At 67.8% G+C, this 13,033-nt stretch carries 16 protein-coding genes; 9 read left to right on the top strand and 7 right to left on the bottom strand.

All coding sequences use genetic code 11. The features are described 5' to 3' along the window. Positions 1-4: 4 nt before the first annotated feature. The 5 genes from AC07OH_RS26365 to murJ form a co-directional block, all read right to left on the bottom strand. A complete protein-coding gene (locus AC07OH_RS26365) occupies positions 5-424 on the bottom strand; it encodes a YciI family protein (RefSeq protein ID WP_095950563.1) in 420 nt (139 codons plus the stop codon). Between the two features lie 31 nt (positions 425-455). Beyond that, entirely contained in the window at positions 456-878 is a 423-nt protein-coding gene (locus AC07OH_RS26360) for a YciI family protein (protein ID WP_495302676.1), read from the bottom strand. Positions 879-1,001: 123 nt separating this feature from the next. Beyond that, on the bottom strand, positions 1,002-1,430 hold the full coding sequence (locus tag AC07OH_RS26355) for a bleomycin resistance protein (RefSeq protein ID WP_495302675.1): 429 nt from the start codon (positions 1,428-1,430) through the stop codon (positions 1,002-1,004). Positions 1,431-1,454: 24 nt separating this feature from the next. Next, positions 1,455-2,306: a SirB1 family protein gene (locus AC07OH_RS26350; protein WP_489058011.1), complete on the bottom strand. Its 852-nt coding sequence runs from the start codon at positions 2,304-2,306 to the stop codon at positions 1,455-1,457. A gap of 64 nt (positions 2,307-2,370) precedes the next feature. After that, complete coding sequence (gene murJ / locus AC07OH_RS26345) at positions 2,371-3,924, bottom strand: murein biosynthesis integral membrane protein MurJ (protein ID WP_095950565.1); 1,554 nt, start codon at positions 3,922-3,924, stop codon at positions 2,371-2,373. Positions 3,925-4,042: 118 nt separating this feature from the next. Here murJ and rpsT point away from each other — a divergent pair, with 118 nt between their 5' ends. Further along, positions 4,043-4,357 carry a 30S ribosomal protein S20 gene (gene rpsT / locus AC07OH_RS26340; RefSeq protein ID WP_056571937.1) on the top strand — a complete coding sequence of 105 codons (315 nt, stop codon included), beginning with the start codon at positions 4,043-4,045 and terminating at the stop codon, positions 4,355-4,357. A 163-nt stretch (positions 4,358-4,520) separates the two neighbouring features. Here rpsT and AC07OH_RS26335 read toward each other — a convergent pair whose 3' ends face one another. Continuing rightward, on the bottom strand, positions 4,521-4,859 hold the full coding sequence (locus tag AC07OH_RS26335; protein WP_119558463.1) for a DUF3579 domain-containing protein: 339 nt from the start codon (positions 4,857-4,859) through the stop codon (positions 4,521-4,523). A 160-nt stretch (positions 4,860-5,019) separates the two neighbouring features. On the opposite strand from AC07OH_RS26335, the gene AC07OH_RS26330 reads away from it, so the two are divergent. From AC07OH_RS26330 to AC07OH_RS26315, 4 genes are read left to right on the top strand one after another with little or no spacing between them, the layout of a single operon-like run. Next, positions 5,020-6,231, top strand: a complete 1,212-nt coding sequence (locus tag AC07OH_RS26330) for an aspartate aminotransferase family protein (RefSeq protein WP_495302674.1) — start codon at positions 5,020-5,022, stop codon at positions 6,229-6,231. Then, positions 6,228-7,163 (top strand): ornithine carbamoyltransferase, encoded by a 936-nt coding sequence (gene argF / locus AC07OH_RS26325; protein WP_095746427.1) that lies wholly within the window; start codon positions 6,228-6,230, stop codon positions 7,161-7,163. The genes AC07OH_RS26330 and argF overlap by 4 nt, the downstream gene beginning before the upstream one ends. A 30-nt stretch (positions 7,164-7,193) precedes the next feature. Next, a complete protein-coding gene (locus tag AC07OH_RS26320) occupies positions 7,194-7,754 on the top strand; it encodes a hypothetical protein (RefSeq protein ID WP_307586751.1) in 561 nt (186 codons plus the stop codon). Then, positions 7,751-8,068 carry a YkgJ family cysteine cluster protein gene (locus AC07OH_RS26315; protein ID WP_369646123.1) on the top strand — a complete coding sequence of 106 codons (318 nt, stop codon included), beginning with the start codon at positions 7,751-7,753 and terminating at the stop codon, positions 8,066-8,068. The genes AC07OH_RS26320 and AC07OH_RS26315 overlap by 4 nt, the downstream gene beginning before the upstream one ends. Before the next feature lie 4 nt (positions 8,069-8,072). Here the strand turns inward: AC07OH_RS26315 and AC07OH_RS26310 are convergent, their stop codons facing one another. Continuing rightward, positions 8,073-8,549: an Lrp/AsnC family transcriptional regulator gene (locus AC07OH_RS26310; RefSeq protein ID WP_062477192.1), complete on the bottom strand. Its 477-nt coding sequence runs from the start codon at positions 8,547-8,549 to the stop codon at positions 8,073-8,075. Between the two features lie 175 nt (positions 8,550-8,724). On the opposite strand from AC07OH_RS26310, the gene kynB reads away from it, so the two are divergent. From kynB to AC07OH_RS26290, 4 genes are all read left to right on the top strand, one after another. Continuing rightward, positions 8,725-9,369, top strand: coding sequence for an arylformamidase (gene kynB, locus AC07OH_RS26305; RefSeq protein ID WP_159273237.1), 645 nt, complete (start codon positions 8,725-8,727; stop codon positions 9,367-9,369). A 13-nt stretch (positions 9,370-9,382) separates the two neighbouring features. Continuing rightward, entirely contained in the window at positions 9,383-10,663 is a 1,281-nt protein-coding gene (gene kynU, locus AC07OH_RS26300; protein ID WP_495302673.1) for a kynureninase, read from the top strand. Continuing rightward, the gene (kynA, locus tag AC07OH_RS26295) at positions 10,660-11,520 is read left to right on the top strand and encodes a tryptophan 2,3-dioxygenase (protein WP_495302672.1); all 861 of its coding nucleotides are present in this window, start codon (positions 10,660-10,662) and stop codon (positions 11,518-11,520) included. The genes kynU and kynA overlap by 4 nt, the downstream gene beginning before the upstream one ends. Before the next feature lie 94 nt (positions 11,521-11,614). Continuing rightward, entirely contained in the window at positions 11,615-12,868 is a 1,254-nt protein-coding gene (locus tag AC07OH_RS26290; RefSeq protein ID WP_495302671.1) for an SMI1/KNR4 family protein, read from the top strand. Positions 12,869-13,033 lie beyond the last annotated feature (165 nt).

The raw sequence follows: 13,033 nt of genomic DNA, 5'->3' as shown, positions 1-13,033 counted from the left end.
CACTTCACTTCTTGAGCGTCTGCTGCATCGACGTGAACTCGCTCGCCACGTCCTGCACCTCGGGCGAGAAATCCTCGAGTTCCTGCACCTGGCGGATCTCGATGACCTCGTTCTCGCTGCCCGGGCAGCGGCTCGCCCATTCGATGGCCTCGGCGCGCGAGGCGACATCGATCAGCCAGTAACCGCCCAGCACTTCCTTGGCCTCGGCGAAGGGGCCGTCGACCACCTTCGGCTTGCCGCCCGGAAAGCTCACGCGCGCGCCCATCGACGGCGGGTGCAGGCCCTCGCAGCCGATCAGCACGCCGGCCTTCTGCAGAGACTCGTTGAAGGCCATCATCGAACCCACGCGTTCGACGTCGTCGGGCACGGTGCCGGGCGCCGCGCTTTCGTAGCCGTGGGGAATCATCAGCAGCATGAATCGCATGGTCGTTTCTCCTTCGAAGAATGGACGGGTTTCAGCGGCCGGCCTTGGCAGCGGACTCGGTGCGCAGGCGGTCTTCCTGGGCCAGCAGCTCGGGCGTCATGGCCTCGCCGAAATCGGTGGCCTCGAAGACCTGGCGGATCTCGATCTCGCCTTCCTGGAACGGGCTGCGCTTGATCCACTCGATGGCCTCTTCCTTCGACTTGACCTGCAGCAGCCAGAAGCCCGCGAGCAGTTCCTTCGTCTCGGTGAAGGGGCCGTCGATGACGGTGCGCTTCTTGCCTTCGCAGCGCACGCGGGCGCCCTTGGCCGACGGGTGCAGTCCTTCGCCCGCCAGCAGCACGCCGGCCTTGACCAGTTCTTCGTTGAACCGGCCCATCTCGGTCAGTATCTCGGTGCTCGGCATCACGCCGGCTTCGGAATCGGGGCTCGCCTTGACCAGAACCATGAATCGCATGTCGTTTCTCCTGTGGGTTGATGAGGGTCGGGAGGCGCCGGAATCTGCGCGCTCCTGTTCACACGTCGCACGAGCGGACAACGGATCGACACGACCGCATCGATCTGTTTGTAATTTTGTGTTTCAGAGATAGCCGCAGAACCGCAGCACGTGGCCGTCGGGTTCGCGGATCGCGAATTCGCGCAGGCCCCAGGGCTGGGAGACAGGCGGTTCGATAATGGTCACGCCGCGCTTCACGTAGGCGGCATGCAGGCCGTCGATGTCCTTGCCGACGTGGATCACGATTTCGCCGCGCCAGGGCCGGGCCTCGCGGCTGCCGCATTGCCACAGGCGCAGGTACACCGGGTCGCCGTAGCTGCGGTCGCCCTTCTTCACGCGCGCATAGCTGGGCGGCTCGCCGGCGATGAAGTCGATCTCGAAACCCAGCACCTCGGAAAACCAGCGCGCGGCGCGCGAGACGTCGGACACCGGCAGCACCGGCTGCACGCCGTGGAATTCATGCAGCGTGCCCAGGTCGGGCGCCGCGCTCACACCGGTGCGGGCGTCGGTCATGGGCGTTGTGGCTGTCGTGGCTGGTCAGTTGGCCAGGCGCCGCAGCAGCGCCACGCGCTCGGCGATCGCGTCGATGTCGAGCGCGTCTTCGGCGTTGGCGAGGTAGGTTTCGAGGTCGAGCACCGCCAGCGCCGCATGGCCCTGCTCGGCATGCGCCACGCCGCGGTCGCGGTGCTCGCCCCAGGCGCTGGGCAGCAGCGCAATGAGGCGGTTCTGCACCGCGATGTAGCGCGGCCAGTCTTCCTGCGCGTGGTGCACTTCCTTCAGGTTGCGCAGCATGCGCGCAATGATCTCGCGCGGGCTCGCGGGTTCCAGGTACAGGCCCAGCGGCACGTCGAAGTCGCCGACCAGCCCGTTGCCGCGCTTGTAGGGTTCGAGCCGCTCGCTCAGATCCTCGCGCGAGAGCGACTTGCCGGTGAACGGGTCGATCACGACCTGCCCCTTGGGCAGCGTCACCTTGATCATGAAATGCCCCGGAAAGCCGATGCCGCGCGTCTGCAGGCCCAGGCCCTGCGCCAGCTCCATCCACAGCACGGCCAGCGAGATCGGAATGCCGCGGCGGGTGCGCAGCACGGCGTTCAGGTAGCTGTTGTCGGGGTCGTAGTAGTCGTTGACGTTGCCGCCGAAATTCAGGTCGCTGAAGAAGAACTGGTTCAGCGCGCGCAGCCGCGCCAGCGGCGCGGCATCGGCCGGCAGGCGGCGCTTGAGGCGCGCGAGCAGCTGGTCGACGTCGCCCAGCACCTGCTGCACGTCGAGTTCGGGGTATTCGTCCTGCGCGATGCTGGCGGCCGCTTCGAGCAGCGGAAAGTGGTCATCGCTGCCGACCAGCGACTCGAAATATTCCAGTGCCGTGGGAACCTGGTAGCTGAACGTCATATGGCTTTGTAGAGGAGCCCGCGGGGAGCGTCAAGGCAGTGTTTTCCGGCTCGCCAACGGCGCTTCAGCGGCGCATGAAACTGCGCAGGCGCACGCCTGCGGCGGTGAGCACGGCGAAATAGAGCAGCGCGGCGCCGGCGATGAGCGCGGCCAGAAGGCCGATGCGGTGCAGGCGCTGCGCGCGCAGGCCGACCCAGTCGAAGTAGTGCGCGCCCCAGGCCAGCAAGACCGCCAGCACCACGGTGCCCAGCAGCACCTGCAGCGCGAACTTGCCCCAGCCGGGCTCGGGGGTGTAGCTGCCGCGGCGGATCAGGCCGATCAGCAGCCACAGTGCGTTGACCAGCGCGCCGATGCCGATCGTCAGCGTCAGCGCCGCGTGCTGCAGCAGCGGCACCAGGAAGAAGTTGAGCACCTGCGTGAGCACCAGCACGGTGACGGCGATCAGCATGGGGGTGCGCGTGTCGTGCTTGGCGTAGTAGCCGGGCGCGAGCACCTTCACGGCCACGAGGCCGACCAGCCCGACGCCGTAGCCCATGAGCGCCACGGTGGTGCGGCCCACGTCTTCGCCGGTGTAGGCGCCGTTATGGAACAGCACGGCCACCAGCGGCTTGGCGAACAGCAGCAGCGCCACGGCGCACGGCGCCGCCAGCAGCACCACGAGGCGCAGGCCCCAGTCGAGCAGCGACGAATAGCGCGCGTCGTCCTTGGCGGCGCGGGCGCCCGCGAGCTGCGGCATCAGCACCACCCCCAGCGCCACGCCGAGCATGGCGGTGGGGAATTCCATCAGCCGGTCGGCGTTGGTGACCCAGGTCACGCTGCCGGTGGCCAGGTGCGAGGCGATCTGCGTGTTGATGAGCAGCGAGATCTGCGCCACGCTCACGCCCAGCAGCGCCGGCAGCATGAGTTTCATGACCTTGCGGGTGGTCGGATCGGTCCACGCGGCGCGCAGCGCCTTGAAGCTGGCGCCGATGCGCGGCATGAGCCCCAGCGCGCGCAGCGCCGGGATCTGCAGGGCCAGCTGCAGCACACCGCCAACCATCACGCCCACGCACTGGGCATAGATCGGTTCGATGCCGTAGCGGCGGAACAGCGGCGCGCCGATGGAGATCGACAGGATCAGCGCGATGTTGAGCAGCACCGGCGACGCCGCCGGCACCGCGAACTTGCGCCAGGTGTTGAGAATGCCGCCCGCCAGCGCCACCAGCGACATGAAGCCGATGTAGGGGAACATCCAGCGCGTCATGACCACGGCGGCGTCGAAGCCCTGCAGGCCGCTGGCCATGGCCCAGACCAGCAGTGGCGCACCGGCCACGCCGGCCACGCACAGCACCACCAGGGCCCAGGTCAGCAGCGTGGCGACGTGGTCGACCAGCTCCCGGGCGCCCTCCTGCCCCGCCTCGGTCTTGCGCGCGGCCAGCACCGGCACGAAGGCCTGGCTGAAGGCGCCCTCGCCGAACACGCGGCGGAACAGGTTGGGGATGCGAAAGGCGACGTTGAAGGCGTCGGTGAGCGCGCTGACGCCGAACACCGAGGCAAACAGCACGTCGCGCACGAGGCCCGTGATCCGCGAAGCGAGGGTCAGCAGGGAGACGGTGGAGGCGGATTTGAACAGGGACACGGGGGCGAGTGTAGGGCTGCGAAAGGTAGCAAAAGCAGGCAATTCGGCAAAAACCGGAACCCGGCCTATAATGGAGGGCTTTGCTGCATCATCCTCAGACACCTAAGGAACACTAAATATGGCATCCGCCAAGCCCAAGAAGAAGAACCCGCGCCTCGCGTCGGGCCGCAAGCGCGTCCGCCAGGACGTCAAGCTCAACGCTGCGAACACCTCGCTGCGCTCCAAATACCGTACCGCTGTCAAGAACGTCGAAAAGGCTGTTCTGGCTGGCGACAAGACCAAGGCAAGCGAACTGTTCGCGAAGGCCCAGAGCATCGTCGACACCGTCGCCGACAAGGGCATCTTCCACAAGAACAAGGCCGCCCGCGACAAGAGCCGCCTGTCGGCCAAGGTCAAGGCCCTCGCCCTGGCGCCTGAAAAGGCCGCCGCCTGACACCTGTCAGGCAAGCCCGGATCGGAATCCTCCGGTCCGCCGTTTGATCGGGGTGCGCTGCAGCAAGCAAAAGTGAAAAACCGCCTTCGGGCGGTTTTTTCATGGGCGCTCGAAAAGTGCCCAGGCCAGAACGGCCCGTGCAGAAAAGAAAAAGGCCTGGAAGTCAGGCCTTTTTGGGAGGGGGCGGCGTGTCCGCCGGGTCGGGCACCAGGCAGGCCTCGGCCACCTGGAGGTTGTTGTCTTTCGCGAAGTTCACGCAGAAGTCCCAGGCCATGGGCTCGGCGTCGCGCAGGGCACGGTTCACCACCACGCATTTCACGCCGTTGATGGTCGTGGGAATGCACCAGGGCGAGTAGCTCAGGTGGCTGCCCGGGTAGGCGCCGCCGGGGCGGAAGGAGCACATGACGCCGGCGAGGCGTTCGGCCCAGTCGCTGGGGCGAAAAGTGCGGCCATCGTGGGTGATGCCCTGGATGAAGATTTCTTTGGCGTTGGGGGAAATCATCGTGAAGTGAGGCGACCGGAACAGGTGCTGCGGTGCAGCAAGCGATTGTATCCGGGGCCCTTTTTGCATCCTGAATAGAGGGCATTGCTGTGATGCGGAATCCTCAACGAAGCCGTCAAATCGCACGCCTAGAATTCGTGTTCCCTATCTGGAGTACCGAATGAGCGCCACCGCCCAGCAACCCACCTCGCCCCACGTCATGAACACCTACGGTCGCCTGCCGATCGCGCTGTCGCACGGCCAGGGCTGCCGAGTCTGGGACACCACGGGCAAGGCCTACCTCGACGGCTTGGGCGGCATCGCCGTCAACACGCTGGGCCACAACCATCCCGAGCTGGTGCCCGCGCTGCAGGACCAGCTGACCAAGCTGATCCACAGCTCCAACTATTACCACGTGACCGGCCAGGAACAGCTCGCCACCAAGCTCACCGAGCTGTCGGGCCTGACCAACGCCTTCTTCTGCTGCACCGGCCTGGAAGCCAACGAAGCGGCCCTGAAGCTGGCCCGCAAGTTCGGCCACGACAAGGGCATCGAGCGCCCCGAAATCGTCGTCTACGAAGCCGCCTTCCACGGCCGTAGCATCGCCACGCTGTCGGCCACCGGCAACCCCAAGGTGCAGGCCGGCTTCGGCCCGCTGGTCGAAGGCTTCATCCGCGTGCCGCTGAACGACATCGAGGCGCTGAAGAAGGCCACCGAAGGCAACCCGAACGTGGTCGCCGTGTTCTTCGAAACCATCCAGGGCGAAGGCGGCATCAACCCGATGCGCGTCGACTACCTCAAGCAGGTGCGCCAGCTGTGCGACGAGCGCGACTGGCTCATGATGATCGACGAAGTGCAGTGCGGCATGGGCCGCACCGGCAAATGGTTCGCCCATCAGTGGGCGGACATCTTGCCCGACGTGATGCCGCTGGCCAAGGGACTGGGCTCGGGCGTGCCGATCGGCGCCGTGGTGGCCGGCCCCAAGGCCGCCAACATCTTCGGCCCGGGCAACCACGGCACCACCTTCGGCGGCAACCCGCTCGCCATGCGTGCCGGTGTCGAGACCATCCGCATCATGGAAGAGCACAAGCTGCTCGACAACGCAGCCACCGTGGGCGCGCACCTGAAGGCCGCGCTGGAGCGCGAGATCGGCAGCCTGCCCGGCGTGAAGGAAATCCGCGGCCAGGGCCTGATGCTGGGCATCGAGCTCGACCGCCCCTGCGGCGTGATCCTGAACCGCGCCTGCGACGCCGGCCTGCTGCTGAGCGTGACGGCCGACAAGGTGATCCGCCTCGTGCCGCCGCTCATCCTGAGCATTGCCGAAGCCGACGAGATCGTTGCGATCCTCGCGCCGATCGTCAAAACCTTCCTCTCGGAGCCCGTTGCGCAATGACGACCGCCGCCGCACCGAACGCCCTGCGCCACTACCTGCAGTTCTCGGACCTCACGGCCGACGAGTACGTCTACCTCTTCGATCGCATGGCGATCATCAAGAAGAAGTTCAAGACGTATGAAAAGCACCAGCCGCTGGTCGACCGCACGCTGGCCATGATCTTCGAGAAGGCCAGCACGCGCACCCGCGTGAGCTTCGAGGCCGGCATGTACCAGCTCGGCGGCAGCGTGGTGCACCTGACCACGGGCGACAGCCAGCTGGGCCGCGCCGAGCCCATCGAGGACAGCGCCAAGGTCATCAGCCGCATGGTCGACCTGGTGATGATCCGCACCTACGAGCAGACCAAGATCGACGCCTTCGCCGCGCACTCGCGCGTGCCCGTCATCAACGGCCTGACCAACGAGTTCCACCCCTGCCAGATCCTGGCGGACATCTTCACCTACATCGAGCACCGCGGCTCGATCCAGGGCAAGACGGTGGCGTGGGTCGGCGACGGCAACAACATGGCCAACACCTGGCTGCAGGCCGCCGAGATCCTGGGCTTCACGGTGCACGTGAGCACGCCCAGCGGCTACGAGGTGGACCAGTCGATCGCCGGCATTCGCTCGGGCGACAGCTACAAGGTCTTCAAGGACCCGATGGAAGCCTGCCGCGGCGCCGACCTGGTCACCACCGACGTCTGGACCAGCATGGGCTACGAGGCCGAGAACGAGGCACGCCGCAAGGCCTTCGCCGACTGGTGCGTCGACGAGGACATGATGCGCATCGCCCAGACCGACGCCCTCTTCATGCACTGCCTGCCCGCGCACCGCGGCGAGGAAGTGCAGGCCGAGGTCATCGACGGCCCGCAGTCGGTGGTGTGGGACGAGGCCGAGAACCGCCTGCACGCACAGAAGGCGCTGATGGAGTTCCTGCTGCTCGGCAGGCTCTGACATCGATCCAATGAACCACCCGGGCGCCGCATGGAGCTGATGAACCGCTACCTGCCGCGCTACCAGTTCGCGGAGACGCACAGCCTCCACGTGCCCGCGTCGCCCGCGCGCGTGCTCGACGTGGCGGCCCGCCCCGAGATCACCGACGACCCCGTGGCGCGCAGCCTGATCGCGCTGCGCGAACTGCCGAACCGGCTGGCCAGCCGGCTCGGGCTGGCCGCGCCCACGCTGCGCCAGCGCGAGGCCTTCGGTTTTTCCGACTTCACGCCGCTGGGGCGCGACGGCGAACGCGAACTGGCCTTCGGCCTGGCCGGCCGCTTCTGGCGCTTCGACTACGGCCTGGTCCCGCTGGCCGACGGCCCGGCCTTCGCCGCGCTCGATGCCACGGGCCTGGCCAAGCTGGTGCTCCACTTCACGGCCGAGCCCGAAGGCACGGGCACGCGCCTCACCACCCGCACCCGGGTCTGGTGCGGCGACGCCGCCGCGCAGCGCCGCTTCACCGCCTACTGGCTGCTGATCCGCCCCGCGAGCGGGCTGATCCGTCGCCGCATGCTGCAGCGCGTGCGTGATGCCGCGCTGCTCGCCCCATGAATCCCTGCCAGACCTGCGGCGCCTGCTGCGCCAGCTACCGCGTCGACTTCAGCGTGCACGAGCTCGACGACCACGGGGGCCGCGTGCCCTCGGGCCTGGCGGTCGACGTGAACGACGCCCTGTGCCGCATGCGCGGCACCGACCACACGCCGCCGCGCTGCGCCGCGCTTACCGGCAAGATCGGCCAGGCGGTGGCCTGCGGCATCTACGAATGGCGACCCAACCCCTGCCACGAGCTGCAGGCCGGCAGCGACGCCTGCCAGCGCGCGCGCCTGCGGCATGGGCTGCCGATGCTGTCCGACGAGCTGCACTGACCGCTCAGGCCACGGGCACTGGCAATCCGCCGAGCTGCCCCTTGAACTCCTGCAGCGAGAAATGCGTCTGCACATGGCGCACGCCCGGCAGGCGGTGCAGCTTGCGCTGCAGCAGGTCGGAGTACGCATCGAGGTCCTTCGCGACCACCACGAGGATGAAATCCGCCGGCCCCGAGATGCCGTGGAACATCACCACCTCGGGAATGGCGCACACCGCGTCCTCGAAGGCGCGCGACGAGATTTCGGTCTGGTGGTCGATGCCGACCATCACGAAGGCCAGCACGCCGAAGCCCAGCGCGCGCCGGTTCAGGCCCGCGTGGTAGCCGCCGATCACGCCATCGTCCTCCAGCTTCTTCACCCGCCGCCAGCACGGCGACTGCGACAGGTGCGCCATCTGCGCCAGCTCGCCCGAGGTCAGGCGGGCGTTGTCCTGCAGCGCGCGCAGCAGCTGGAGGTCGGTTCGGTCGAGGTCGGCTTGCATGATCTGTTCTCCATTTCCTTTCGATTGAATAGATTATTCAATCTTTCGATGATTGATGGATAACTTCTCGACTCCAGACGGCCACTGCGCATAGCATTCGGCACCCGCCGGCCCCTTGTGGACCGACACCAACCGGCCCACACTGCCCTTTTCTTCCTTCGCCCTGCCGCCCGCAATGACCGCCCCGCTCCGACTCTGGGACATCTCCGCCCCCGTGCACGCCGGCAGCCCGGTGTTCCCGGGCGACACGCCGTATTCGCAGCAGTGGTGCGCCACCATCGGCCCCGGCTGCCCGGTCAATGTGAGCGCGATCACGCTGTCGCCGCACGTGGGCACCCATGCCGACGCGCCGCTGCACTACGCCCCCGAGGGCCAGACCATCGGCCAGGTCGACCTCACGCCCTTCCTCGGCCCCTGCCGCGTGATCCACGCGATCGGCCGCGGCCCGCTGGTCACCTGGGAGCACATCGCCCATGCCGTGAACGACACGCTGCCCCCGCGCGTGCTGGTGCGCACCTACCCGGCCATGCCCGTCGACCGGTGGGACCCGCAGCTCGCGGCCTACGCGCCCGCCACCGTCGAACGCCTGGCGGCCATGGGCGTGAAGCTCATCGGCATCGACACCGCCAGCATCGACCCGGCCGACAGCAAGACGCTCGACAGCCACCAGCGCATCCGCCACCTCGACCTGCGCGTGCTCGAGAACCTCGTGCTCGACGACGTGCCCGAGGGCGACTACGAACTCATCGCGCTGCCACTGAAGCTGACGAGCGCCGATGCCTCCCCCGTGCGCGCCGTGCTGCGCGAACTTCCCCGCTGAAACCACCCTTTCCATGACGACGACCCTCGCCGACTGCCGCGCCCTCGACGCGCAAGACCCGCTGCGCGCCCTGCGCGACCAATTCACTCTGCCCGAAGGCGTGCTCTACCTCGACGGCAACTCGCTCGGCGTGCTGCCCAAGGCCGCGCCCGCGCGCATCGCCGACGTGGTGGCCAGGGAATGGGGCGAAGGCCTGATCCGCTCGTGGAACACCGCGAGCTGGTTCGACCTGCCGCAGCGCCTGGGCGGCAAGGTGGCCCGCCTGATCGGCGCCGCGCCCGGCGAAGTGGTGTGCACCGACAGCACCTCCGTCAATCTCTACAAGGTGCTGTTCGCGGCGCTCTCGCAGCAGAAGGCCAGCGGCCGCAAGCTGGTGGTGAGCGAGCGCAGCAACTTCCCCACCGACCTGTACATCGCCGAATCGCTGTGCCGTGAGCGCGGCTTCACGCTGAAGCTCATCGATGCGAGCGAACTGGCCACCGCATTGACCGACGAAGTCGCCGTGCTCATGCTCACGCACGTCAACTACCGCACCGGCGCCATGCACGACATGAAGGCCGTCACCGCCGCCGCGCACGCCGCGGGCGCGCTCACCGTGTGGGACCTGGCGCACAGCGCGGGCGCCGTGCCCGTGGCACTGAACGACAGCAACGCCGACTACGCCATCGGCTGCGGCTACAAGTACCTCAACGGCGGCCCCGGCGCGCCGGCCTTCGCCTGGGTGAACACCAAGCACGCAGGCCAGTTCGAGCAGCCGCTGTCCGGCTGGTGGGGCCATGCGGCGCCCTTCGAGTTCACGCCGCACTACCGCCCCGCGCCGGGCGTCGGCCGCTACCTGTGCGGCACGCAACCGGTCATCGCGCTGGCCGGCCTCGAATGCGGGCTCGACACCGTGCTGGCAGCCGAAGCCTTCAACGGCACCGGCGGTGCAATGGCCGCGCTGCGCACCAAGTCGCTCGCGCTCACCGACCTGTTCATCCGCCTCGTCGAAGAACGCTGCGCCGGCCAGGGCCTGTCGCTCGTCACGCCTCGCGACCACGCACTGCGCGGCTCGCAGGTGTGCCTCAGCCGCGAAGAAGGCGCCTACGCCATCGTGCAGGCGCTGATCGCACGCGGCGTGATCGGCGACTACCGCGCCGGCGATTCGCAGATGCCCGACATCCTTCGCTTCGGCTTCACGCCGCTGTACCTCGGCTTCGAGGACGTGTGGCACTCGGTCGAACACCTCGTGCAGGTGCTCGAGACCGGCGAGTGGCGACGCGCCGAATTCAACCGCAAGAACGCAGTGACATGAGCACCGACAACGACAACAACAAGACCCCCGAGTCCATCGTCCACGAAGAGAAGGCGCAGCTGGACTTCAGCAAGTCCATGAGCTACGGCGACTACCTGCACCTCGACGAGATCCTCAACGCGCAGCACCCGCTGTCGCCCGCGCACGACGAGATGCTGTTCATCGTGCAGCACCAGACCAGCGAGCTCTGGATGAAGCTCATGCTGCACGAGCTGCACGCCGCCGTGCAGTGCATCGCGCAAGAGCGCCTGCCCGACGCCTTCAAGATGCTCGCGCGCGTGAGCCGCATCATGGAACAGCTGGTGAGCGCATGGACCGTGCTCTCGACCATGACGCCGCCCGAGTACACGGCGATGCGCCCCTACCTCGCCAACTCCAGCGGCTTCCAGAGCGCGCAGTACCGCTGCATCGAGTTCCTGCTCGGCAACAAGAACGCCGCCATGCTCAAGCCCCACGCGCACCGCGCCGACCTGCTCGCGCAGGTGGACGCCGCCTACCGCACGCCCTCGCTGTACGACGAGTCGCTGCGCCTGCTCGCACGCCACGGCCTGCCCGTGCCCGCCGACCGCCTGGAGCGCGACTGGACCCAGCCCTACGAATCGAGCGACGGCGTCGAGGCCGCCTGGCTCACGGTGTATCGCAACCCGCACGACCACTGGGACCTGTACCAGCTCGGCGAAAAACTCACCGACCTCGAAGACGCCTTCCGCCTCTGGCGCTTCCGCCACGTGACCACCGTGGAGCGCGTGATCGGATTCAAGCGCGGCACCGGCGGCACGGGCGGCGTGAGCTACCTGCGCAAGATGCTCGACGTGGTGCTGTTCCCCGAGATCTGGAAGCTGCGCACCGATCTGTAGTGCGTCATGCAGGGGCTTGCAGCAGCCCCGGGCGAACGAGGGTTGCTCCCTCGGCGCAAAGCGCTACATTTTGGAGAACACGGAGGCTGCTGCCATGAACAACAACACCTCGTTCTCTGTTGAAGAGCTCTCCACCCTGCGCGAACATGGCGTCGTGCTGTTCGCCGATCGCGTGATCTTCGACGCACAGCCGCCGATGCCGCAGCAGCAGATCGATGCGGTGCAGGCGCTGTGCGCCGGCCCGCTGCCCGAGGCGCTGGTCGCGCTGTGGCAGCATACGGCGGGCGGGCGCCTCGACTACGACCTGGCGTTGCCGATGAACGGCAACGTCGAGAGCGTCAGCTGGTCGGAGCTGTTCTGGGATGGCAGCGATGGCTACCGCGACCTGCAAGGCTGGATCGAGCACGAGCAGGAGCTCGCCGAGGAAGCGGCCGAAGACGGCGGCACGCCCTGGAGCGGCAAGCTCACGCACCTGCCCTTCGGCGGCTTCGAATACTGCGACCGCGTCTACGCGGTGGTCGAGCCCGGCGCCACGCACGGCCAGGTCATCGCGTGGAAACAGGGCCTGCCACCGGCCTGGACCCACGCGCTGCACGAAGACGGCCTGAGCCCCGTCGCCGCTGACCTGTATGGCGCCTTCGCGGCGCTGCACCTCGACGAAGACCCGCTGGCGCCGACGGGCGACTACTTCTCGGGGCAGGCACTGCTCGCCTACCTCGACGATCGCCATGAAGGCTACGGGCTGGACCTCGACCTGATGGACAAGCTGGTCACCTTCTATTGCCGCGCCATCGTCGACTGGCGTACCCCGCTCGCCGACGGCACGCTGCGCCATCACCCGGCGCTCGCACGCGCAGCGCTGCGCCACGCGATCGCCACCGACGACGCCGCGCTGGTCGCCGAACTCGCCGCCGCGGGCCTGAACTTCGAAGGTCCGCAGCAAGGCAGCGCACTCGCCACCGACGTCGCGGTGGGACACAGCGCCTTCGCCGCCGCGGCCGCGCTGGTGCGCGCGGGCGCACCGGTCGCGCCCGACGTGCTGCGCAACATCGACGGCCAGATCTCACCCGAACTCACGCGCGCCCTGCTGGACAACGGCGCCGAGCCGACCGTGGCGGCCATCGTGAAGTGCGCGGCCTGCGGTGCGCCCGCCAGCGCGCATCTGATCGCCGACGCCTGCACGCAGATCGGCATCGACGTGCCGCCGGCCTTCGTGGCCGATCGCGACGCGATGCTGGTCGAGTTGGAAACCACGCTGGCGCAGATGCGCGATGGGACGCAGGGGCATTACCTGGGGCAGGAAGGGCTGGCAGAGCGCATCGAGCATCTGCAGACGTTCCGGCTCTGATTTTTTCAGGGCGACGCTCATGCCGACGGGGAGCCTTGCTCCGCGAATGTCCCCCGGGGCTTCGCCCCTCCTCCTTAATTTCGCTGCGCAAGGCACCCCATCGGCCTGAGCGTTGGGCAGTGCAGCTGTTGATCGGCCAGCACAGCGACCGCGCCCCTCGTGCCC

Source organism: Variovorax sp. GW821-FHT10C12, assembly GCF_059415405.1.
This window is presented reverse-complemented; position numbering and strand designations above follow the sequence as displayed.